Source organism: Pseudomonas agarici (assembly GCF_001543125.1).
GTDB classification, from domain to species: domain Bacteria; phylum Pseudomonadota; class Gammaproteobacteria; order Pseudomonadales; family Pseudomonadaceae; genus Aquipseudomonas; species Aquipseudomonas agarici.
On record NZ_CP014135.1, the window covers coordinates 2461041 to 2482634 of the forward strand.

The following is a 21594-nucleotide window of genomic DNA, read 5'->3' on the forward strand; positions in this document are numbered from 1 at the left end:
GAGGATCATTCAACGCCTGGGGAGGAGGACTGGCTAGCTGTCAGAAATAACAGTGGCGACGAGTGGTCTACAGGGAAAACAGCGAGAAACCACCGGTCTGCTTTCCCGCTTTTCCAGGGCAAGACTGTCATTTCTGACAGTAGACATTCCCTCTCCCGCCACTTCAAATGATGCCAACGCGCAGTGGCACAGGGCGGCCGATAGCCCATGTTCCGAATAAGGGTGCGCCTGATGAAAGAGCAACCGCTTGCCGAACTCGATTTGCCCGAGGCCAAATTACTGGATGCCGATGGCGGGCATCTCGACAGTCTTCTGGTGCCATTGGACGGCACGCCTGTCGAGGTCCGTTACCCCGGCATGCTGGCGACCGACCTGATCCACTTCTACTGGCCGGGCCTGCTACCGGATGAAGAGTTTGCCCCGATAGAGCCTGTACATGGGAGTACCGATGAAGTGGTCCACTTCAAGGTGCCCTATGACTATGTCGGGTATGTCCAGGACATGTATGCCCGTTTTTTCTATACCGTTACTCGCGGTGAAGAGACGATCAAGTCGCGGGCGGACGATGTCAGGATCAGCCGGCCAAACACGTTTCCGCCTCTGAACCTGGTGCCGCTGATCGACAATACTCTGTTCGTGTCGGCGCTGGCCGACGAGCATTTCACGCTGCAGATGGACCCTTGGCCGTTTATCACTTCGGATTGTCGGGTCACGGTGTGGGCGCATGTCGACAAGCCGGACGGCGGAAGAGTCGATTTTCGTATCGTGGAAAACGAGCCGGTGACCGAGGCTGATATTAATTTCGGCTGGAAACGCCGGTTTCCCAGTGACGTGTACGCAACGAGTCCTTCCGGCAGCACGCTGTTCTTTAATTTGTTCGCGTCTTACGGTGGGCATGATCACAGCATTCTGTTTCGCCCAGGGATAGCATTTGTGACCTTGAACAAGGATCCGTTGCCCGTTCCGAAGGTGGCACAGGCCCGTGAGGGCGTCTTGGATATCCGCACCTTTGAGGGTGATGCCGAGTGCACCGTGGCGCCCTGGCCGTTTATCCAGGCTGGGCAAAAGGTCTGGTTGCAGGCCGTGGGGGCCCGGCTGGACGGCAGCTTGTTCGACATCGTGCTGATGCAGGGAGAACGGGTCACGGACAATGAAGTGCGCGAGGGTCTGCACCGGTTGCTGCCGCGTGAGGACCTGGAGCAACTGGCGGATGACAGTCTGTTGATCATCACCTGCAAGATCGACCATGGGCAGGGCGAGGCCGTTGCCCTGGAGCCGCTGGAACTGACGATGCGGGTGCCGATCAGGCTGGTTCTACCGCCACCCAGTGTCCGTGAATCGACGGAAGACGAAACCGACGGTTGGCTGCTGAACCCGGTCAATACCACGCACGGTGCGACCATCCAGGTGGCGTATGGCGGCATGAGCGCGGGGGATTGGGTCTGTCCGGCCTGGGCCGGCACGCCAGGTGCCGGTTCGCCGGCGCTTGAGTGCCGCGAGGTTCGGGAAGGCGAAATGGCGCTTGAGTTCCATGTGCCGCCCTCGGCCATCAGTGCAAATTTTCTCCAGACGGTGACGGTGTCCTACACCGTGACGCAAAGCTCGGGCGTCTTCTGGCAATCGCCACCGCGCCTGGTGACCGTGCTCGACATCAGCCAGTTACCGAGACCGATGGTGGACCAGGCCACTGCCGACAAACTGGATCTCAACACTTTTTCCGGGGATGCCGATTGCCTGGTCGAGCCGTGGGACTACCGGGCGCTTGAACAGCCTTGCTGGCTCTGGGTGACCGGCGAGCAGGAGGATGGCAGCGCCTACAGCTTTCAAGTGCTCGAAGGCGAGCCGCTCGATGCCGAGTGGCTGGAGACGGGCGTGAGTACCTTGCTGCCGCGCGCCCAACTGCAAAAGCTGGCTGACTGCAGCCGGATCGAAGTGCATTTCGCGGTGAATTTCAACGGCGTTACCGATAAACCCACGGCCACGCTGTTCCCGACCCTGACGCTGGAAATTACCCAGGAGGACTGGGTCCTGAAGGCGCCCACCGTTCGTGAGGCCGTCGGTTCGCTGCTGACGGTGTACAACGGCAGGGATGGGGTGACACTGCGGGTAGAATACGATGCCATCAGTGCCCGGCAGAGCATTCAACCTTGCTGGAAGCGCGAGGCCGGAGGCTGTTTGCCACTGGCGCCGAAACCCGGTAATAGCGAGTTGGGGCACGTCGATTTTCAGATCCCGCGTGAGGCGGTGATCCACGGTATCGGCAAGACGGTGCCGATCAACTATACGGTCACCGGCCACTGCAAGGTCGCGACCTCGGCAAATCTCGATCTGCAGATCAGCGTGCCTGTCCGGTTGCCGACACCGGTGGTGCCGCAAGCAATCAAGAGCCTCCTGGACCTGCGTACCTTTAGCGGCAACGCCACGATCGCGGTAGAGCCATGGTGGTTCATCCTGCCGGGGCAGAAGGTCTGGCTGGTGGGCACCGGAACCGGGAAGGACGGCCAGCCGTATACCCTCAAGGTCTATGTAGGCGATACGCTGACGCCGAGCGAAGTGAATAACGGGCTACGTTCAGTGCTTTCGCGTGTCTTGCTTGAACAACTGCAAAACGTCAGCACCCTGACGTTTACCTGCAAGGTCACTCCCGATGGCAGTGCTCATGAAAGTGAGGCGGTGGAGTTCCCTGCGTTGATACTGACGATACGCCTGCCATTTGATGACCTGACCACCTTTGACCATGGTAACTGGAATGGTTGGGTAAAAGGCCCCGCTGCCGCGGATCCCCGTGATCTGGTCATCAGGCATGAGGACGGCAATTGGTTTTTGTACAATTGGACTTATACGGAACGATCCAGCGGCGTGTTCTTGTATCGAGACTACAGGGGGCTTGAGCCGGGCATGAACTATGAGTTCAGTATTTCGATTCGGCGAGTCGGCAATGTGCATCTCACTCCTGTCGTGTCGCTGTGGATCGAGAATAAATCATTGGTGGGACCCTTCACGATCTCCAATCAGAACTGGCACACCTTGAAAGGTATTTTTACCGCGACAGCCACCACCATGCGCTTGCAACTGTATAACCATGTAGCGTCCGGTCAAGGGAATGACTATTCGGTAGACGACGTGCGAGTGAAGGAGCTGGGTCTTTCAGGCTGACTCATGCGCCCTGGGTTTTCCGAGACCCTTCGTCGGGACTGTCATTTCTGACAGTTTCCCGACGATTCGTTTTTTGTTGAGATGGTCAAGGGAAATGAAGATATGACAGAAGTAACTGGCTGCTCATGTCGGACTTTCTTATAACTGGTTTATCAGAGGAGTCAGGATAATGTCTGGATCAAAAAGAGTCATTAAAGTTAATCTGCCGGCACCTCGAGTGCTTGAGATTTCAGGTGGTAAGCTCCACGTCCCTGATCTTAATGGCAAACCTGCTACGGCAGAGGTGAGTTATGCGGCTATGAAGGTGGGGGATTCTATTGCTCTTGTTATGGATAGACTCCTGGCAATTTATGAAATAACCCATATAGTTTCCGCGCCTGATGTTTCAAGTGGCAAGGCGACAATAGCCATTGATAATGAGTTTCTGGCTGATGATCTTGGATTCAGGGATGCAAATCTTCATTACACCGTTGATAGTGTCTCTCGGTCAGAGGCTATTGCGTTTACATTGACCTACTGACAAACGGAAACAGCAGGCGTCTATCTACGTCGATAGGTGGTGTTCCTGAAACCTTTTCCTTGCCGATGACCCAGCATTGATCGGCAAGGAAAGGGTTGCTCGACCGACAAAGCAGACCATCTCCCGTTCCGCAGGTTCTCTCACGCATTGGCCAGGGCGCGACGCTGGGCGGCACGCTTGCGCCAGATGCGCAGCAGTGGCATTGACAGCATGATGCAGGTCAGCACCCAGACGCCAAGGGTGATCGGGCTCGACCAGAGAATCTCCAACGCGCCGTTGGAAATCGACAGCGCCCGGCGCAGGTTCGATTCCATCAGCCCGCCGAGGATAAAGCCCAGCAGGACCGGCGACAGCGGAAAGTCCAGTTTGCGCAGGATATAACCGAAGATGCCGATGCCGATCATCAGGAACAGATCGAAGGTGGTGGCATGTACCGCGTACACGCCAATCGCGGTGATGATGGCGATCACCGGCACCAGCGCCCAGTTCGGCACGGCAAGGATACGGGTGAAGAGGCGAATCATCGGAATATTGAGGATCACCAGCATGATGTTGGCGATGAACAGCGAGGCAATCAGGCCCCAGACGATATCCGGTTGTTGTTGAAACAGCAGCGGTCCCGGCGTGATGTTGTACAACGACAGCGCGCCGATCATCACCGCCGTGGTGCCTGAGCCTGGGACGCCGAGAGTCAGCATCGGCACCAGCGCGCCGCAGGCCGAGGCGCCGATTGCGGTTTCCGGTGCGGCGAGGCCGCGCTTGTCGCCCTGGCCGAACGTGCCGCCAGCACCGGCGATGCGTTTCTCGGTCATGTAGGCCACGGCACTGGCCAGGGTCGCGCCGGCACCGGGTAACACGCCCATGACAAAGCCCAACAGGCCGCAACGGATGTTCACCACGAACACCGATGCCGCTTCCTTGAAGTTGAACATCATCCGCCCGGTGGCTTTCACCGCTTCCTGGCCATGATGGGTTTTTTCCAGCAGCAAGAGAATCTCGCTGATGGAGAACAGGCCCAGGACCAGCACCACGAACTGAATGCCGTCGGTGAGGTGGATGTTGTCCCCGGTGAAGCGATATACACCGCTGTTGGCATCGATGCCGACGCTGGACAGGAACAAACCGATCAGCGCGGCGATAAAGGTCTTCAGCGGTCGGTCGCCGGCCATGCCGCCGAGGCAGACAATGGCGAACACCATCAGCACGAAATATTCCGCCGGGCCGAAGGCAATGGCCCATTTCGCCAGCAGCGGAGCGAACAGCACCATGCCGCAGGTGGCGATAAATGCGCCGATGAAGGAACTCCAGGCCGACAGCGATAGAGCGACACCGGCCAGGCCCTGGCGGGCCATCGGGTAGCCGTCGAGGGTGGTCATCACGGTGGAGGCTTCGCCGGGGATATTGAGCAGAATCGAGCTGATCCGCCCGCCGTATTCGCAGCCCAGGTAAACCGCTGCCAGCAAGATCAGCGCCGATTCGGGCGGCAGCCCGAGGGCGAAGGCAATGGGGATGAGCAGGGCGACGCCATTGATCGGCCCCAGGCCCGGTAACAGGCCGACCACGGTGCCGATCAACGTACCGCAGAGGGCGGTGACCAGGTTGTAGGGGCTGAGCGCGACGCCGAAGCCCTGGCCCAAATAGCCGAAAGTATCCATGTCAGTTCTCCAGAACGTCGAGCAGTCCGAGGGGCAGCGGCACGTCCAGGGCTTTATCGAACAGCAGATAAAGCCCGACGCTCATCAGGCTGATGATCACCACGCTGGGCAGCCAGCGACCGCCGTACAGGCGCGCCATCGGTACGCCGATCAGGATGCTGCTGAGGACGAAGCCCAGCGGCTCGAAGGTCCCGGCGAACACCAACAGCAGTGCGGTGCAGATGCCGATCTTGGTCAGGGTTTGGCGGTCCAGCGGCGGCTCGTCGTCGTTATGTTTGATCGGTGCCGGACGAAACAGCATGTACAGCAGCGCCAGGCCCATCAGACCGAGCATCAGCAGCGGGTAGGCTCTGGGGCCCACGGGCTCATAGGAAAATGCGGCCTGGTAAGGCCAGGCCATCAGCGCCAGGCCGGCGCAGGCCAGCAGCAGCGTGAAGGCAAAAGTGCGTTGCAAGAGCATGACGGACTCCTGGGCCACGCCCCGGTGACCGAAGGGCGTGAGGCGACTAGAGAGAGATGATCACTGGATCAGGCCGAATTCCCTGGCCAGCACTTTGTAGTCGGCAACCTGCTTCTTCACGTAGGTGTCCAGTTCCGGACCGGTCATGGCGAAGGGAAACAGCTCGCGCTGGTTGCGCAGCTTGGCGAACTCTTCGGAAACCAGCAGCTTGTCGAAGGCGTCTTTCCACCAGGCGTAGTCTTCGTCGCTGACCTTCGGTCCGAGATAGAAACCGCGTACCACCGGCCAGACGATGTCGTAGCCCTGTTCGCGGGCGGTCGGAATCTCCTTCATTTCCGGTTGGTCCAGGCGCTTCTCGGCGAACACCGCGAGCAGGCGCATGTCGCCGCTCAGGATATGTGGCATGGAGTCGGAGATGTCGGTGCTGCCGACCTGGATATGCCCGCCCATCAGCGCCGTGACGATTTCGCCGCCGCCTTCGAGGGCCACGTAGCGCAGGTCGCGCGGGTTGATCCCGGCGGCCTTGGCGATCAGCGCGGTCTGCATCCAGTCCTGGCTGCCGACAGTGCCGCCGGAGCCGATTACCACCTTGCTCGGGTCGGCCTTGAGGGCCTTGACCAGGTCGTCGAGGGTTTTGTACGGCGAGTCGCTTTTCACCGCAATGGCGCCATAGCTGGTGCCGACGGCGGCCAGCCAGCGCACGGCGCCTTCATCGAAACGACCGAACTTGCCCTGGGCCAAGTTGAGCAGCGAGCCGCTGGACCAGGCCACCAGAGTCCCGGCATCGGCCGGGCGCTGGGCAACCACGGCGTTGTAGGCCACGGCGCCGACGCCGCCGGGCATATAGGTCACCCGCATCGGTTTGCTCAGGACTTTCTCGCTGACCAGGGCGCTTTGCGCCAGCTTGCAGGTCAGGTCGAAGCCGCCGCCGGGGGAGGCGGGGGCGATGCATTCCGGGCGCTTGGGCTCGGCGGCGAGGAGTTGCCCGGCAAACAGCAGGCAACCGGTAGCGAGGGCGAGGGTGCGCAATGGCAGCATCGTGGAGTACTCCGTTATTGTTCTTATTTGAGTGAAAACGCCTCGGGACGTCATTCAGTTTTTTTGGACAGATGAGTGCGTTACTCACAACGGTCCGTGAAGGGACTTTAATGTGCCAAGCTTTCATCAACCTTTCAGTGTGCAAGGCCCGATAAACCGGCGGCGGGTGGCTACCGGCGGCGGGTTTATTGGGTAAACTCGGCGCTCGGAAGGGCGGTCGAGGTAGGAAATTCATGCGTGTGCTTCTGGTCGAAGACCATCTGCAGCTAGCTGAAAGCGTTGCCCAGGCGCTCAAGGGCGCGGGCTTGACGGTGGATGTGCTGCACGACGGAGTCGCCGCCGAGCTGGCCCTGGGCAGCGAGGAGTACGCAGTGGCAATCCTTGATGTGGGTTTGCCACGCATGGACGGCTTCGAAGTACTGGCGCGCTTGCGCGCACGTGGAGGAAATCTTCCGGTGCTGATGCTGACCGCCCGTAGCGATGTGAAGGACCGCGTCCGTGGCCTCAATCTGGGGGCCGACGATTACCTGGCCAAGCCGTTCGAACTCAGCGAACTGGACGCCAGGGTCAAGGCCTTGCTGCGCCGCAGTGTGCTCGGCGGCGAGCGCCAGCAGCGCTGTGGGGGGCTGGTCTATGACCTGGATACCCGGCGTTTCAGCCTGGGCGACGAGGTGCTGACCCTGACCTCCCGCGAGCAGGCGGTGCTCGAAGCGCTGATCGCTCGCCCTGGGCGGGTAATGAGCAAGGAACAACTGGCCTCTCAGGTGTTCGGCCTGGATGAGGACGCCAGTCCCGACGCCATCGAAATCTATGTACACCGCCTGCGCAAGAAGCTGGATGGACATGCGGTGGCTATCGTCACCTTTCGCGGCCTCGGTTATTTGTTGGAAGCCCGCGATGCATAAGCCCAGCAGCCTGCGTTGGCGGTTGCTGTGGAACCTTGCACTGCTGTTGGTGGTGTTGATGCTCGCCAGTGGCTTGAGTGCCTACTGGAACGGTCGCGAAGCCGCCGACACCGCTTATGACCGAACCTTGCTGGCCTCGGCGCGGACCATCGCCGCGGGCCTGTCGCAGCGCGATGGCACCCTCAGCGCCGACGTGCCGTATGTGGCGCTCGATACCTTTGCCTATGACAGCGCAGGGCGGATCTACTATCAGGTCCGAGACATCAACCAGCAACTGATTTCCGGTTACGAACACCTACCGCCACCGCCACCCGGCACCCCGCGCACCGATGACTATCCGGCCCTGGCGCGGTTCTACGACGCGCAGTATCGCGGGCAGAACGTCCGGGTGGTGAGCCTGCTCAAGGCGGTCAGCGAGCCGAATATGAATGGCATGGCGGAAATCCGCGTGGCCGAGACCGATGAGGCGCGAGTCACCATGGCCCGCAGCCTGATGGCCGACACGTTGCTGCGCCTGGGCATGCTGGCGGTGGGCGCGTTGCTGCTGGTGTGGTTTGCCGTGAGTGCGGCGCTGCGCCCGCTGGAGCGCCTACGGACGGCGGTGGAGGAGCGCCAGTCGGACGACTTGCGCCCGTTGCCGTTGGTGGAAGTACAACACGAATTGTGGCCCCTGGTGAGCGCCCTCAATCATTTTACCGAGCGCCTGCGTCGGCAGTTCGAGCGTCAGGGGCAATTTATCGCTGATGCCGCCCATGAACTGCGCACACCCTTGGCGGCGCTGAAGGCGCGGTTGGAGCTAGGGCTACGCGCCACAGATGCCGATACCTGGCGCCGTACCCTGGAAACGGCAGCTCAGGGCACCGATCGCCTGACGCACCTGGCCAACCAACTGCTGTCGATGGCACGGGTGGAAAACGGTGCGCGGGCGATAGCCGAAGGTGGCGCGCAGTGGCTTGACCTGAGCCAACTGGCCCGGGAACTGGGCATGGCCATGGCACCTCTGGCTCATGCCCAAGGCGTGGCGTTGGCATTGGAAGCCGATGAGCCGGTCTGGTTGCGTGGCGAGCCGACCTTGCTCAACGAGCTGCTGAGCAACCTGGTGGACAACGCGTTGGCCCATACACCGGTCGGCGGCAATGTGATCTTGCGGGTGAGCGCGCCGGCTGTGCTGGAGGTAGAGGATGACGGATCGGGGATTCCCCTGGAGGAGCGCGACCGGGTCTTCGAGCGCTTCTATCGGCGCAGCCAGCAGGGTGTGGGGGCCGGGCTGGGCCTGGCGATTGTCGGCGAGATCTGCCGGGCGCACCTGGCGCAGATCAGCCTGCACGACGGTGAGCGGCGGGGGTTGAAGGTCCGGGTGAGTTTTATCGCCGGTTAGAAGCTTCTGGGGCTCCGACAAGCCCGCTCCCCACAGGCAGGGTCTGTCGGTTAAATGAACATCATCCGCGCATCATTGAGTTTTCCGACCCAGACCTCGCTGTCCGGGGCCAGTTTCAACCGCCTGAAGGCCGGCAGACTGCCGAGCGGGATATTGGCATAAGCTTGTGTCGTGCGCTGATGGCAGAACACCGTGGCGATCTGCACCAGGTCAACGTAATCGACGGTACCGCTATCGCGCTCCAGGTCCTGGTATTGTCCGGGCAGCTTGACCAGCCGTTCCGGGAAGTCCCAGACTCTTAGCAATTTGTCGCCCAGCAACGGATGAATGCTCTCGATCACATGATCCAGGCTCAACGGATCGGCCAGCAGTTCGTAGTGATCTTCGGCGTAGGTCAGGATCGGCAGCACACCGATCTGGTGTACCAGCCCACCCAGCGCCGCCTGGTCCGGCTTGAGCAAGGTAAAGTCGCGGCACAGCACGTAGCTGACCCCGGCAATTTCCAGACTCTTGCGCCAGACATCGCGCATTTTCTGTTCAACCACCCCGGAGCGAGCGTGAAAGATCTGTTCCATCACCAGGCCGATCGCCAGGTTGCTGCTGTAGTTCACCCCAAGCCGGGTGATGGCGGTGTGCAGGTCGGTCACTTCATGGCTGGCGCGCAACAACGGGCTGTTGACCACCTTGATCAGCCGTGCCGACAGAGCGGTGTCGCCACCAATCACCTTGCTCAGGGTACTGACGCTGATTTCGGGATCTTCCGCCGCCTCGCGAATCTTCAGGGCGACCTCCGGGAGCGTGGGCAGAACCAGGTCGTCGTTGTCGATGGCCGTTACCAGATCCTGTTGGACCTTTTCCGCCAGCTTGTTCATTTGTGCTCTCTATGGCGGTGCGGTTAACGCTGGATCTCACCATCACGGTCCAGTTGATAAGGTAAATCCAACAATGTCAGGGCCGGGCCTTGCACATCGCCCAGATGGACAGTGCCGGCTTCGGCCGCTTCGGCTTGTAGCACGGCCAGCAGTTCGATCGACTCCTCGGCCGTGGCGGCGATCACCACTTCGCCGATGGAACTGTTGTGGGCGGGCGAAAACAGCGGCGTACCGGGCTCAGGCAGTTGCCCTGCGTCCAGCTTCAGGCGATACAGGCGCCGTTTGAGTTTGCCCAGGTACTGCATGCGCGCGACGATTTCCTGCCCGGTGTAGCAGCCTTTCTTGAAGCTCACGCCACCCACGGCCTGCAGGTTGAGCATCTGCGGGATAAACAGTTCGCGGGTTTGCGGCATGACCTGGCCGATACCGGCGCGAATCTGCCCGAGCAGCCAGGTGTTGAGATCGGCTTCCGGCAGCGAGCCAGCCAGTTGCGCCTGCAGGTCTCGCGCTTGGGCCGCCGGGACCCAGAGCTCGCTACGCCCGGTGGACACTCGTATGGCGATCAGACCATTGGCTCGCGCCACGGCATCGGTTTCCTCGGGCAGATCGACGCCCAGGTCGGCCAGCACGCGGGTGGCCTGACCCAGCCCGAACCGGACCCAACCGGCGCTTTCATCGGTGAGCTTGGACTTGGAGAACACCGCGTACTTCTTCAGGTCCGCCAACTGCGGTTCCAACAACTCGCTGGCCATGGCCAGCAACACGCCGTCACCTTCGAGCAGGATGCGGAAACTCGACTGCATGCGGCCTTTCTGCGTGCAGCGAGCGCCGAGGCTGGCCTGGGTCTCGCTGAGGTAATTGAGGTTGCAGGTCAACTGACCCTGCAAGAACTTGCTGGCGTCGGAGCCGCGGACGGCGAGAACGCCTTCGTGGGAAAGGATGCAGAAAAAAGCGGAATCGGCCATGGGTCTTCGCAGCATGAATAAGTCTGGCGGACATCATAGAGGGGTGCTCCGCAAATGGGTAGTTCACAAAACGCCGGGTGCCGCGACCAAAGCCGACTGCGCGGTGATGATCGGGCCTGTATACTTGCGCACAAATTTGAGGAGCGCTCCATGGTCGAAGATGTAGAACTCAATCGTCTCTATTGGCACAGCCGTCGCGGTATGCTGGAACTGGACGTGCTGCTGGTACCGTTCGTCAAGGAGGTGTACGCGCATCTGAACGACGTCGACCGCGAGTGCTATCGCAAGTTGCTCGAATGCGAGGACCAGGACATGTTCGGCTGGTTCATGGAGCGTTCCGAATCGCCAGATCCAGAACTGCAGCGCATGGTACGCATGATTCTCGACCGTGTTCAGCCCAAGTAACACGTTCGAATGCCGCTGGCGGGCCTCACGGCTGTTGCTGGTGGCATATCTCGGAGCTCTGGGTCTGGCGTTGTTATCGTGGTGCCTGCTTGAAATTCCGTTCTGGGCGAGCCTGTCCGGGGCGTTGCTGTGCCTGCTTCATGGGGCTTGGGTCGTACCGCGACAAATACGCTTGAACCATCCGTCGGCTTTTACCGGTTTGCGCCGGGACGAGCGGGGTTGGCAGCTCTGGAGTCGGGCGGCTGGCTGGCAGTCGGTACAGTTGCACCGCGACAGCCTGGCCTTGCCCTGGCTGGTGGTGCTGCGCTTTCGTCGGCGCGGAGATTGGTGGTCGCGCTCGATTTGCGTGCCCCGCGACGCGCTGGCGAGCGACCTGCATCGGCGCCTGCGCGTATGGCTGAAGTTCAGCCGGCGTAGATGGGCGGCACCAGAATAGTGTCAAGGGCCTCGGGTAGCAGGTCCGGGTAGTCGAGGGTGTAATGCAGGCCCCGGCTTTCTTTTCGCTCCATGGCCGAGCGAATCATCAACTCGGCCACCTGGGCCAGGTTGCGCAGCTCGATCAGGTCGCGACTGACCTTGTAGTTGCTGTAGAACTCATCGATTTCGTCCAGCAGCAGCCGCACCCGGTGCTGGGCTCGTTGCAGACGCTTGGTGGTGCGCACGATGCCGACGTAGTCCCACATGAAACGTCGCAGTTCATCCCAGTTGTGGGCGATGATCACGTCTTCGTCGGAGTCGGTCACCTGGCTCGCGTCCCAGCTCGGCAAGGCCGCGGGCATGGCGACCCGTGGCAACTGCTGGAGGATGTCGGCGGCGGCCGAACGGGCATAGACAAAACATTCCAGCAACGAGTTGCTGGCCATGCGGTTGGCACCGTGCAGGCCGGTGAAGCTGGTTTCGCCAATGGCATACAGGCCAGGGACATCGGTACGGCCCTGCTGGTCCACCAGCACGCCACCACAGGTGTAATGCGCCGCCGGGACTACCGGGATCGGCTGCTGGGTGATGTCGATGGAGAACTCCAGGCAACGTTCGTACACCGTCGGGAAGTGCGTCCTGATAAAGGCTTCGGGTTTGTGGCTGATGTCCAGGTAGACGCAGTCGATACCCAGGCGCTTCATCTCGTGGTCGATGGCTCGGGCGACAATATCCCGTGGCGCCAGCTCGGCCCGTGGGTCGAAGCGTGGCATGAAACGTTCGCCGTTGGGCAGTTTCAGGTGTGCGCCTTCGCCGCGCAGGGCTTCAGTGATCAGGAAACTCTTGGCCTGCGGGTGGTACAAGCAGGTCGGATGGAACTGGTTGAATTCCAGGTTGGCGACCCGGCAGCCCGAACGCCAGGCCATGGCGATGCCGTCGCCGCAGGCGCTGTCGGGATTGCTGGTATAGAGATACACCTTGGCCGCGCCGCCCGAGGCAAGAATGGTGAAGCGGGCCCCGTAGGTATCGACTTCGCCCGTGCCGCGATTAAGTACGTAGGCCCCCAGGCAGCGTTCCCCGTCCAGGCCGAGGCGTTTTTCGGTGATCAGGTCGACGGCCACGCGCTGCTCCAGCAGCTCGATGTTCGGGCGCTGCCGGGCTTGGTCCAACAGGGTCGTGAAGATCGCCGCGCCGGTGGCGTCGGCGGCGTGGATGATCCGCCGATGACTGTGGCCGCCTTCACGGGTCAGGTGGAATTCGAAACCACGGTCATCGACATTGGCTTTTTCGTCGCGAGTGAAGGGCACGCCTTGGTCGATCAACCACTGGATGGCCTCGCGACTGTGCTCGACGGTGAAGCGCACCGCGTCTTCGTGGCACAGGCCACCACCGGCGTTTAGGGTGTCCTCGACATGCGATTGCACGGTGTCGGTGTCGTCCAGCACCGCGGCGACGCCACCCTGAGCCCAGTAGGTCGAGCCGTTGGCCAGGTTGCCCTTGCTCAGGACGGCAATGCGCAGATGGTTCGCCAGCGTTAGCGCCAGGCTCAGGCCGGCGGCACCGCTGCCAATCACCAGCACATCGTGTTGAAAATGTTGGCTCATCTCTAGGAATCCGAAAAACGCCTGGGTAGGCCACGAAGCCCGCCATACCACCCACTAGTATATAGCTGGAGGGATCGGCACAATGGCAGGGCCTTCATGGCATCGTGAGACTATAACGAGCAAGAAGTGTGCGCTACTCCGGGGCGTCGTGCATGTGGTTTTGCAGGGTAAGATGATGATTTTTCGGCTATAACTAGGTTCAGGCAACCTTTGATCGATGGAACGGCACAATGCTATTACTTACTGCAATCTCCGGGAACTTTTGAAAAGCCCCGTGCTCCATAGACAGGTACCTGAAAGAAGGGGACAGCGTCGGCTTTCTGTGGGGCCTGAGGGAAGGCTTTACCAGCGAATTCGACGCCAAAATTATTCACGCAGTCGGCCAAGTCCGTGCTGCGTTTTTCGTGTGTGTCCGTTCAGCGGATCGCAGGAAACTTGCTTGAAAGGGGGAGAACTTTTGCCAAAAGCCCGAGTCTATGTTTGCAAGTCTGATCAATTAGCAATGGCAGCCTCCTTCAAGTCCTATGAGGAGTGTTCATGCTAACCCAGGAAGAGGATCAGCAGCTGGTCGAGCGCGTTCAGCGTGGCGACAAGCGGGCTTTCGATCTGCTAGTGCTGAAATATCAGCACAAAATTCTCGGGTTGATCGTGCGTTTCGTGCACGACACCCATGAAGCCCAGGACGTTGCACAAGAAGCCTTTATCAAAGCCTACCGTGCCTTAGGTAATTTTCGCGGTGACAGTGCCTTTTATACCTGGCTGTACCGCATTGCCATCAACACGGCAAAAAACTATCTGGTATCCCGCGGTCGCAGGCCACCAGATAATGATGTGAGTTCCGAGGATGCAGAGTTCTACGACGGCGATCATGGCCTGAAGGACCTCGAGTCGCCGGAGCGTGCGTTGCTCCGGGATGAGATCGAGGGGACTGTCCATCGAACCATCCAGCAACTGCCAGAAGATTTGCGTACGGCGTTAACTTTACGTGAATTCGATGGTCTGAGTTATGAGGACATTGCAGCGGTCATGCAATGTCCTGTGGGCACCGTGCGCTCCCGGATTTTCCGCGCTCGGGAGGCCATAGACAAAGCCCTGCAGCCGTTGTTGCAGGAAACCTGAGACAGCGGCGACAGCCAAGAGAGGAACCGTCATGAGTCGTGAAGCCCTGCAGGAATCGCTGTCCGCGGTGATGGATAACGAAGCGGACGAATTGGAGTTACGTCGGGTACTCAGTGCCCTTGACGATGTTGATACCCGTGCTACTTGGTCGCGTTACCAAATCGCCCGGGCAGTGATGCACAAGGAATTGCTGGACCCGCGCCTGGATATCGCCTCGGCTGTGTCGCTGGCTCTGGCCGGCGAAGATGTGCCGAGTAAAGCTTCCCGTGGTCCTTGGCGTACCCTGGGCCGTCTGGCCGTGGCCGCTTCGGTAACCGTTGCGGTGCTGGCTGGCGTGCGCATCTACAATCAGGATGAGATTGCCGGTGCCCAACTGGCCCAGCAATCGAATCAGCCTGGCTTGGCTGCTCCGACGGCCAAGGGGCCGGCGGTTCTTGCCGGTTATACTGAAGGTTCCCAGCCCGTCGGTCCGATGGCCAGCGGGGTGCTACGGCAAGGCCAGCCCGGTTGGGAGCAGCGTTTGCCAAGCTATCTGCGCCAACATGCGCAGCAGGCGGCCCTGAAGGGTACTGAGAGCGCGCTGCCTTACGCACGTGCCGCGAGCCTGGAAAACCGCTAAGTTAAGGAGGACCATGCGCGCGCTAGCTCTTTTAACGCTTGCCCTGGCCGGTGGGTTTGTTCTGACTGCCCGGGCCGACGATGCCCGGGATTGGTTGGACCGTCTTGGGCAAGCTGAGCAGCAGCAAAGCTTTCAGGGCACCTTTGTCTACGAACGCAACGGTAGTTTTTCGACTCACCGCATCTGGCACTTAGTCCAGAATGGTCGGGTTCATGAGCGGTTGCTTCAGTTGGATGACTCGGCGCAAGAGGTTGTACGCGTCGATGGGCGCACTGAGTGTGTCAGTGGCGCGTTGGCCGCCGGACTCGATGAGCCGTCCGATGCGCACGCCCGTGCGCTCGATCCGCAGAAACTCAAAGCCTGGTATGACATTACGGTCGTGGGTAAATCACGCGTGGCTGGCCGTTCTGCAGTGATCGTGTCGCTGACGCCGCGCGACCAGCATCGCTATGATTTCGAATTGCATCTGGATCGCCAGACCGGTTTGCCGCTCAAGTCGCTGCTGACCAATGACAAGGGGCAATTGCTCGAACGTTTCCAGTTTACCGAATTGAACACCTCCGAGGCCCCCCTGAACAGCCAGTTGCAAGCTGGCCCTGAATGCAAACCGGTGGTATTACCCGGTAACCAGACGCAGGCCAAGGGACAGGTGCTGGGCAGTAAAGTAGCGCAGTTATGGCATTCCGATTGGCTGCCGCCGGGTTTTGAACTGGTGAGTAGTACGGTGCGTCTGGATCCACAGTCCAAGACTCAGGTCAGCAGTCTTATGTATGACGATGGGTTGGCGCGTTTCTCGGTCTTTCTCGAATCCCTCAACGGCGCCAGCACCACCGACACCCGTACCCAACTGGGGCCTACCGTCGCGGTCTCCCGCCACCTGAGCACCCCCGGCGGGGATATCATGGTCACGGTGGTGGGTGAGATTCCCATTGGTACCGCCGAACGGATCGCCTTGTCGATGCGTGCCGGCGAAGCGCAGCCTCCCCAGCAGTGAGTCGCTGACCCATGAGCTCGATCAGGTCTTCACATGAAGCCATCCAGGCGGTAGGATCGAAATGCCGAAATGCCCGGTGATCATTTTCATTTGCAAAACAAACCGAACTTTCCTACAGATCAAGGCCCTAACGGCCCTGGCCTTGTTTGTTGTTTCCGGTCCGTAATCCAGGCTTAATCATCCTCGGGTTTTATGGTACCTGTCGCTTAACCATGCTCGTTGTTTACGGGAGCCGTATGTCGATACCAAGCTTGAAATCTTATTTGTCCATCTTCGCCGCTGTCCTGCTGCTTGGGCAGACGGTCGCGGCCCAGGCTGCGGAACTGCCTGATTTCACCCAGTTGGTGGCGCAGGCCTCGCCGGCGGTGGTGAATATCAGTACGACTCAGAAGATGCCGGACCGCAAGGTTTCGGAGCAGATTCAGGGGCTGGAGGGCTTGCCGCCGGAAATCCAGCAGTTTTTCCGCGGGTTCCCGCAACCGCGTGGCAAAGGTGGCGGTGGCGGTCGACAACGCGAAGCCCAATCGCTTGGGTCGGGATTCATCATCTCCGATGACGGCTATATCCTCACCAACAACCATGTCGTCGCCGACGCTGACGAGATTCTCGTGCGCCTGGCCGACCGTAGCGAGCTCAAGGCCAAGCTGGTCGGTACCGATCCGCGTTCCGACGTAGCGCTGCTGAAGATCGAAGGCAAGAACCTGCCGACTCTCAAGCTGGGTAAATCCAAGGACTTGAAGTCCGGCCAGTGGGTCGTCGCCATCGGTTCGCCGTTCGGCTTTGATCATACGGTGACCCAGGGCATCGTCAGTGCCGTAGGTCGTAGCCTGCCGAACGAAAACTATGTGCCGTTCATCCAGACCGACGTGCCGATCAATCCGGGCAACTCCGGTGGTCCGTTGTTCAACCTCAACGGTGAGGTGGTGGGTATCAACTCGCAGATCTACACCCGTTCCGGTGGCTTCATGGGCGTGTCCTTCGCGATCCCGATCGATGTTGCCATGGACGTTTCCAACCAATTGAAGGCGGGTGGTAAGGTCAGCCGCGGCTGGCTGGGTGTGGTGATTCAGGAGGTCAATAAGGATCTCGCCGAATCCTTCGGCCTGGACAAACCGGCCGGTGCGTTGGTTGCTCAGGTTCAGGACGATGGCCCGGCGGCGAAAGGCGGCCTGCAAGTCGGTGACGTAATTCTCAGCATGAACGGCCAGCCAATCGAGTTGTCGGCTGACCTGCCGCATCTGGTGGGCGCGCTGAAGGCGGGAGAAAAGGCCAAGCTGGAAGTGGTTCGTGAAGGTCAGCATAAGACCGTTGACCTGACGGTCGGTGCGATCCCGGATGAAGGCAAGGAAATGGATATCGCCAAGTCCACGGGTGCCGAGCGTAGCAGCAATCGCCTGGGGATTTCTGTCATTGACCTGACCGATGATCAGAAGAAAGCCAATGACCAGCTCAAGGGCGGCGTGCTCATCAAGGACGTACAGGACGGTCCAGCGGCCCTGATCGGCCTACAGCCGGGCGACGTGATCACGCACCTGAACAACCAGGCAATCACCGATGCCAAGCAGTTCACCGATATCGCCAAGGCCCTGCCGAAGAATCGCTCGGTATCGATGCGCGTGTTGCGCCAGGGACGTGCGAGTTTCATCACCTTCAAGCTGACCGAATAAACCAGGATTGAAATGTTGCAAAAAAGCCTGTCTCGAATGAGGCGGGCTTTTTTATGTGCGAACGGAAAGTATTATCGAGGTTGCTTGGGAATACGCACCAGCTGACTGTTGGAGTAGATGTCATGCCAGCTGCGTTTCTGCTTATCGAAGAGCACCCATATAAAACCCAGGCCGACAAACAGCCAGGAGGCAATCGATACCATGAAACGCAGCAGCGCCTGCCAGATACTGATGGCTGAGCCGTCGGCGTTCTGTACCCGAATACCCCATACCTGCATGCCCAGGGTTTGGCCCTTGTAGGTCCAGAATTTGGCGAAGAAAGCGAACAGGACGCAAAACAGCAGGGTCGAGAGCAACGGATCATGGTCCAGCTGGCCGGCATCCGCGAGGGCTCTGAGCCGTTGCTCGCCAATGAATGCCATCTGCACCAGCTTGTAGAGGCCGTCAGTGACCATCAGTAAGGCGGTACACAGCAGAAAGTCATAGAACATTGCTGCCAGGCGACGGCCCAGGCCGGCGGCAGGAAACTCGCCCTGGGGGCTTAGCACGTGCTTTGGCATAACGGCTCTCTCATCGGAAAAAGCCATTTTACGGAGCTACACCTTAGAAGGCACCCACAAAAAAGCGCCCGATGTCGCCATCAGGGGCTTTTTTGTGTAATAAAGCTTAAGTTTAGGCTTCTGCGCTGACTTCGTCAGCCTGCATGCCTTTCTGGCCTTGCACGGCGATGAAAGTCACTTTTTGACCTTCTTTCAGGCTCTTGAAGCCGCTACCCTGAATAGCACGGAAATGGACGAACAGATCCGGACCGCTTTCAGGCGTGATAAAACCGAAACCTTTCTCGTCGTTAAACCATTTGACGGTGCCGCTCTGACGTTGGGACATTTCTTATTTCCTTTGACGCTAAAAATTAATGACAGTCTCTTTCACCTGAAAGAGTACTGGGCTGGGTTGCAGGAAAGTAAGAGACGTCGAACGGGTTGTAGCAAAACTTAGAGCTACTGCCCAGGTCACGATTCCGAGCGACCCATGCAAACACAGTGGAGAAACTCTACGCCAACTGTGGGAGAAAAAACAAGCCCCCGCCAAGCCCCGGTTTGTCTCAGTTTTCGAGAGCTTTGGCAGGGTGGATCTACAAGTACTCAGTTGGGTACAACAGTTGTAAACCAAGTTCGGTGAAAATATATGTACTATTGCGTGGCGACTGCATTGCAAAATAGTGCGCTGGTTCATCACCGTGTTAGTTGTTACTGTTGGTATCAGCCACGATAGTAACGTTGCGGAACAAAAGGCATTTTGCTGACTTTCAGTGGTATGCGCTTGCCACGGACAGTGGCCCACACATCGTTGTCCAGTGTGCAGTGAGCGCTGTCCAGGTAGCCCATGGCCAGTGGTGCGCCGAGAGTCGGACCGAAGCCACCGCTGCATACGTGGCCGATGATGGTGCCGTCCTGGTCGACGATTTCCGCACCTTCGCGTACCGGCGTGCGTTCCTGGGGCAACAGGCCGACACGCTTGCGTCGTATCCCTCGTTGCTGCTGGGCGAAGACTTGCTCGGCGCCCGGAAAACCGCCAGCCCGCGCACCGTCGGCGCGCCGCGACTTGGAAATGGCCCAGAGCAGACTGGCCTCGACCGGCGTGGTATCGCTGCTCATGTCATGCCCGTAGAGGCACAGGCCGGCTTCCAGGCGTAGCGAGTCGCGTGCGCCGAGGCCGATGGCTTCGACTTCGGTTTCGGCCAGCAGACTGCGGGCCAGACACTCGGCGCTGGCCGCCGGTACGGAGATTTCGAAGCCGTCTTCGCCGGTGTAACCGGAACGGCTGACGTAGCAGTCGACACCCAGCAGGCGCATGGCGAGGAACTGCATGAAGGTCATCCGGGTAACCTCCGGTGCCAGGCGCGCCAGCACAGTAGCGGCGGCGGGGCCTTGAAGGGCGAGCAGGGCACGCTCTTCGAACAGCGGCTGGACCTCGCACAGATGCCCCAGGTGCTTTTGCAGGTGTGCCAGGTCCTGGTTCTTGCAGGCGGCGTTGACCACCAGCAGCAGTTCGTCGTTGCCCAGGTTCGCAACCATCAGGTCATCGAGAATGCCGCCGGTTTCGTTGGTGAACATGGCATAGCGTTGCATGCCCACCGGCAGGTCAATGATATCCACCGGCACCAGGGTTTCCAGTGCGCTGGCGGCGGCACCGACCAGGCGGATCTGGCCCATGTGCGAAACATCGAACAGTCCGGCCTGTTCACGGGTGTGCAGGTGTTCCTTCATCACGCCCAACGGGTACTGCACCGGCATGTCATAGCCGGCGAACGGCACCATACGTGCGCCCAGTTGCAGGTGCAGGGCGTGCAGTGGGGTTTTTAGCAGGTTTTCGGTGGACATCTTCAACTCCTGGAAATTGCCGGAGGGCCGCTTGCGCCGGCCCCTCAATCAACACTCGATAATATTTACTGCCAGACCGCCACGGGCGGTCTCCTTGTATTTGCTTTTCATGTCGGCACCGGTCTGGCGCATGGTACGGATGACTTTGTCGAGGGAGACGTAATGCTGGCCGTCACCTCGCAGAGCCATGCGCACGGCATTGATGGCCTTGACCGACCCCATGGCATTGCGCTCGATGCAGGGCACCTGGACCAGCCCGCCGATGGGGTCGCAGGTCAGCCCGAGGTTGTGTTCCATGCCGATTTCGGCGGCGTTCTCGACCTGTTGCACTGTGCCGCCGAGTACTTCGCACAGGGCACCGGCGGCCATTGAGCAGGCCACGCCGACTTCGCCCTGGCAACCGACTTCGGCACCGGAGATGGAGGCGTTTTCCTTGTAGAGAATGCCAATGGCGGCAGCGGTGAGCAGGAAGCGCACCACACCGTCCTCGTTGGCGCCGGGGATAAAGCGCATGTAGTAATGCAGCACGGCGGGAATGATCCCTGCCGCGCCGTTGGTCGGTGCGGTGACCACGCGCCCGCCGTTGGCGTTTTCTTCATTGACCGCCAGAGCATACAGATTGACCCAGTCCAGCACCGACAGTGCGTCGCGCAGCGCGGCTTCCGGGTTCTTGCACAGTTGCCGATGCAGGGCTGCCGCGCGCCGCTTGACCTTCAAGCCGCCTGGCAGAATGCCTTCATTGCGACAGCCGGCATCGACGCAGTCCTGCATGACCTGCCAGATTTTCAACAGCCCGGCACGGGTTTGCGCTTCCGGACGCCAGGCGCTTTCGTTGGTCAGCATGACCTGACTGATGGACAGGCCGTGGGTGCTGCATTGCCCCAGCAGTTCCTTGGCGCTTTTGAACGGGAAGGTCAGCGCGGTGCTGTCCTCGACGATGCGGTCGGCGCCGGCGGCATCTTCATCGACCACGAAACCGCCTCCCACCGAGTAGTACTCGCGACTGCGGATCTGCAGACCGGCGGCATCGAAGGCGCGGAAGATCATGCCGTTGGGGTGATAGGCCAAGGGCTTCCTGATCATCGCCAGGTGGATTTTTTCGTTGAATTCAATGGAGTGTTCGCCGAGCAGATTCAGGCGTCCGTCACTGCGAATGGTGTGCAGGCGGGCGGCGACGGTTTCTGTGTCGACGGTATCCGGGTGCTCACCTTCCAGACCCAGCAATACGGCCTTGTCGCTGCCGTGGCCTTTGCCGGTGGCGCCGAGCGAGCCGTACAGCTCGACTTTGACGCAGGTGGTCTGTTGCATCAGGTTTTCGCGCTGCAGGCCCTCGGCGAAACGTGCAGCCGCACGCATCGGACCGACAGTATGGGAACTGGAGGGACCGATGCCGATCTTGAACAAGTCGAACACGCTCAGGGACATATGGGTTCTCCGGT

The 21594-nt window shown here is 60.0% G+C and carries 20 protein-coding genes; 10 read left to right on the forward strand and 10 right to left on the reverse strand.

Going from position 1 to position 21594, the window contains the following annotated elements; all coding sequences use genetic code 11:
* The first annotated feature begins 231 nt into the window (after positions 1-231).
* On the forward strand, positions 232-3156 hold the full coding sequence (locus AWM79_RS10750; RefSeq protein ID WP_060782797.1) for a carbohydrate binding domain-containing protein: 2925 nt from the start codon (positions 232-234) through the stop codon (positions 3154-3156).
* A gap of 169 nt (positions 3157-3325) precedes the next feature.
* Complete coding sequence (locus AWM79_RS10755; RefSeq protein ID WP_017131108.1) at positions 3326-3676, forward strand: hypothetical protein; 351 nt, start codon at positions 3326-3328, stop codon at positions 3674-3676.
* 140 nt (positions 3677-3816) lie between these two features.
* Here AWM79_RS10755 and AWM79_RS10760 read toward each other — a convergent pair whose 3' ends face one another.
* The 3 genes from AWM79_RS10760 to AWM79_RS10770 are packed head-to-tail and all read right to left on the reverse strand — an operon-like array spanning position 3817 to position 6829.
* Positions 3817-5331 carry a tripartite tricarboxylate transporter permease gene (locus AWM79_RS10760; protein WP_060782798.1) on the reverse strand — a complete coding sequence of 505 codons (1515 nt, stop codon included), beginning with the start codon at positions 5329-5331 and terminating at the stop codon, positions 3817-3819.
* A gap of 1 nt (position 5332) precedes the next feature.
* The gene (locus AWM79_RS10765; protein ID WP_060782799.1) at positions 5333-5791 is read right to left on the reverse strand and encodes a tripartite tricarboxylate transporter TctB family protein; all 459 of its coding nucleotides are present in this window, start codon (positions 5789-5791) and stop codon (positions 5333-5335) included.
* A gap of 60 nt (positions 5792-5851) precedes the next feature.
* Complete coding sequence (locus AWM79_RS10770) at positions 5852-6829, reverse strand: Bug family tripartite tricarboxylate transporter substrate binding protein (RefSeq protein ID WP_060782800.1); 978 nt, start codon at positions 6827-6829, stop codon at positions 5852-5854.
* A gap of 233 nt (positions 6830-7062) precedes the next feature.
* On the opposite strand from AWM79_RS10770, the gene AWM79_RS10775 reads away from it, so the two are divergent.
* Complete coding sequence (locus AWM79_RS10775) at positions 7063-7734, forward strand: response regulator (protein WP_060782801.1); 672 nt, start codon at positions 7063-7065, stop codon at positions 7732-7734.
* Entirely contained in the window at positions 7727-9112 is a 1386-nt protein-coding gene (locus AWM79_RS10780) for a sensor histidine kinase (protein ID WP_060782802.1), read from the forward strand. The genes AWM79_RS10775 and AWM79_RS10780 overlap by 8 nt, the downstream gene beginning before the upstream one ends.
* A 50-nt stretch (positions 9113-9162) precedes the next feature.
* On the opposite strand, the gene AWM79_RS10785 is transcribed toward AWM79_RS10780, so the two are convergent.
* The gene (locus AWM79_RS10785) at positions 9163-9984 is read right to left on the reverse strand and encodes an HDOD domain-containing protein (RefSeq protein ID WP_017131102.1); all 822 of its coding nucleotides are present in this window, start codon (positions 9982-9984) and stop codon (positions 9163-9165) included.
* 23 nt (positions 9985-10007) lie between these two features.
* Positions 10008-10949 carry a CAF17-like 4Fe-4S cluster assembly/insertion protein YgfZ gene (gene ygfZ, locus AWM79_RS10790; protein ID WP_060782803.1) on the reverse strand — a complete coding sequence of 314 codons (942 nt, stop codon included), beginning with the start codon at positions 10947-10949 and terminating at the stop codon, positions 10008-10010.
* 150 nt (positions 10950-11099) lie between these two features.
* Here ygfZ and AWM79_RS10795 point away from each other — a divergent pair, with 150 nt between their 5' ends.
* A complete protein-coding gene (locus tag AWM79_RS10795) occupies positions 11100-11354 on the forward strand; it encodes an FAD assembly factor SdhE (RefSeq protein ID WP_017131100.1) in 255 nt (84 codons plus the stop codon).
* Positions 11338-11790, forward strand: a complete 453-nt coding sequence (locus AWM79_RS10800; protein ID WP_017131099.1) for a protein YgfX — start codon at positions 11338-11340, stop codon at positions 11788-11790. The genes AWM79_RS10795 and AWM79_RS10800 overlap by 17 nt, the downstream gene beginning before the upstream one ends.
* On the opposite strand, the gene nadB is transcribed toward AWM79_RS10800, so the two are convergent.
* Complete coding sequence (gene nadB, locus AWM79_RS10805) at positions 11759-13375, reverse strand: L-aspartate oxidase (protein WP_060782804.1); 1617 nt, start codon at positions 13373-13375, stop codon at positions 11759-11761. The genes AWM79_RS10800 and nadB overlap by 32 nt on opposite strands.
* A 537-nt stretch (positions 13376-13912) precedes the next feature.
* On the opposite strand from nadB, the gene rpoE reads away from it, so the two are divergent.
* The 4 genes from rpoE to AWM79_RS10825 all read left to right on the forward strand — a co-directional run bounded on the left by rpoE (position 13913) and on the right by AWM79_RS10825 (position 17774).
* Entirely contained in the window at positions 13913-14494 is a 582-nt protein-coding gene (rpoE, locus tag AWM79_RS10810) for an RNA polymerase sigma factor RpoE/AlgU (RefSeq protein WP_017131094.1), read from the forward strand.
* 31 nt (positions 14495-14525) lie between these two features.
* A complete protein-coding gene (locus tag AWM79_RS10815; RefSeq protein ID WP_017131093.1) occupies positions 14526-15113 on the forward strand; it encodes a sigma-E factor negative regulatory protein in 588 nt (195 codons plus the stop codon).
* A 13-nt stretch (positions 15114-15126) separates the two neighbouring features.
* Positions 15127-16107 carry a MucB/RseB C-terminal domain-containing protein gene (locus AWM79_RS10820; RefSeq protein ID WP_060782805.1) on the forward strand — a complete coding sequence of 327 codons (981 nt, stop codon included), beginning with the start codon at positions 15127-15129 and terminating at the stop codon, positions 16105-16107.
* Between the two features lie 236 nt (positions 16108-16343).
* Positions 16344-17774 (forward strand): DegQ family serine endoprotease, encoded by a 1431-nt coding sequence (locus AWM79_RS10825; protein WP_060782806.1) that lies wholly within the window; start codon positions 16344-16346, stop codon positions 17772-17774.
* 71 nt (positions 17775-17845) lie between these two features.
* Here AWM79_RS10825 and AWM79_RS10830 read toward each other — a convergent pair whose 3' ends face one another.
* The 4 genes from AWM79_RS10830 to AWM79_RS10845 form a co-directional block, all read right to left on the reverse strand.
* On the reverse strand, positions 17846-18334 hold the full coding sequence (locus AWM79_RS10830) for an RDD family protein (RefSeq protein WP_017131090.1): 489 nt from the start codon (positions 18332-18334) through the stop codon (positions 17846-17848).
* A 112-nt stretch (positions 18335-18446) separates the two neighbouring features.
* The gene (locus AWM79_RS10835; protein WP_060782807.1) at positions 18447-18659 is read right to left on the reverse strand and encodes a cold-shock protein; all 213 of its coding nucleotides are present in this window, start codon (positions 18657-18659) and stop codon (positions 18447-18449) included.
* A gap of 374 nt (positions 18660-19033) precedes the next feature.
* A complete protein-coding gene (gcvT, locus tag AWM79_RS10840) occupies positions 19034-20155 on the reverse strand; it encodes a glycine cleavage system aminomethyltransferase GcvT (RefSeq protein WP_060782808.1) in 1122 nt (373 codons plus the stop codon).
* Between the two features lie 48 nt (positions 20156-20203).
* On the reverse strand, positions 20204-21580 hold the full coding sequence (locus AWM79_RS10845) for an L-serine ammonia-lyase (RefSeq protein WP_017131087.1): 1377 nt from the start codon (positions 21578-21580) through the stop codon (positions 20204-20206).
* Between the last annotated feature and the right edge of the window lie 14 nt (positions 21581-21594).

Excerpts from the sequence above, each read along its gene's own strand:
- rpoE (WP_017131094.1), top strand. The coding sequence starts at position 13,913 with ATGCTAACCCAGGAAGAGGATCAGCAGCTGGTCGAGCGCGTTCAGCGT.
- nadB (WP_060782804.1), bottom strand. The coding sequence starts at position 13,375 with ATGAGCCAACATTTTCAACACGATGTGCTGGTGATTGGCAGCGGTGCC.
- ygfZ (WP_060782803.1), bottom strand. The coding sequence starts at position 10,949 with ATGGCCGATTCCGCTTTTTTCTGCATCCTTTCCCACGAAGGCGTTCTC.
- AWM79_RS10785 (WP_017131102.1), bottom strand. The coding sequence starts at position 9,984 with ATGAACAAGCTGGCGGAAAAGGTCCAACAGGATCTGGTAACGGCCATC.
- AWM79_RS10750 (WP_060782797.1), top strand. The coding sequence starts at position 232 with ATGAAAGAGCAACCGCTTGCCGAACTCGATTTGCCCGAGGCCAAATTA.
- AWM79_RS10775 (WP_060782801.1), top strand. The coding sequence starts at position 7,063 with ATGCGTGTGCTTCTGGTCGAAGACCATCTGCAGCTAGCTGAAAGCGTT.
- AWM79_RS10825 (WP_060782806.1), top strand. The coding sequence starts at position 16,344 with ATGTCGATACCAAGCTTGAAATCTTATTTGTCCATCTTCGCCGCTGTC.
- AWM79_RS10830 (WP_017131090.1), bottom strand. The coding sequence starts at position 18,334 with ATGCCAAAGCACGTGCTAAGCCCCCAGGGCGAGTTTCCTGCCGCCGGC.
- AWM79_RS10815 (WP_017131093.1), top strand. The coding sequence starts at position 14,526 with ATGAGTCGTGAAGCCCTGCAGGAATCGCTGTCCGCGGTGATGGATAAC.
- AWM79_RS10755 (WP_017131108.1), top strand. The coding sequence starts at position 3,326 with ATGTCTGGATCAAAAAGAGTCATTAAAGTTAATCTGCCGGCACCTCGA.
- AWM79_RS10770 (WP_060782800.1), bottom strand. The coding sequence starts at position 6,829 with ATGCTGCCATTGCGCACCCTCGCCCTCGCTACCGGTTGCCTGCTGTTT.
- AWM79_RS10845 (WP_017131087.1), bottom strand. The coding sequence starts at position 21,580 with ATGTCCCTGAGCGTGTTCGACTTGTTCAAGATCGGCATCGGTCCCTCC.
- AWM79_RS10820 (WP_060782805.1), top strand. The coding sequence starts at position 15,127 with ATGCGCGCGCTAGCTCTTTTAACGCTTGCCCTGGCCGGTGGGTTTGTT.
- AWM79_RS10795 (WP_017131100.1), top strand. The coding sequence starts at position 11,100 with ATGGTCGAAGATGTAGAACTCAATCGTCTCTATTGGCACAGCCGTCGC.
- AWM79_RS10760 (WP_060782798.1), bottom strand. The coding sequence starts at position 5,331 with ATGGATACTTTCGGCTATTTGGGCCAGGGCTTCGGCGTCGCGCTCAGC.
- AWM79_RS10780 (WP_060782802.1), top strand. The coding sequence starts at position 7,727 with ATGCATAAGCCCAGCAGCCTGCGTTGGCGGTTGCTGTGGAACCTTGCA.
- AWM79_RS10835 (WP_060782807.1), bottom strand. The coding sequence starts at position 18,659 with ATGTCCCAACGTCAGAGCGGCACCGTCAAATGGTTTAACGACGAGAAA.
- AWM79_RS10765 (WP_060782799.1), bottom strand. The coding sequence starts at position 5,791 with ATGCTCTTGCAACGCACTTTTGCCTTCACGCTGCTGCTGGCCTGCGCC.
- gcvT (WP_060782808.1), bottom strand. The coding sequence starts at position 20,155 with ATGTCCACCGAAAACCTGCTAAAAACCCCACTGCACGCCCTGCACCTG.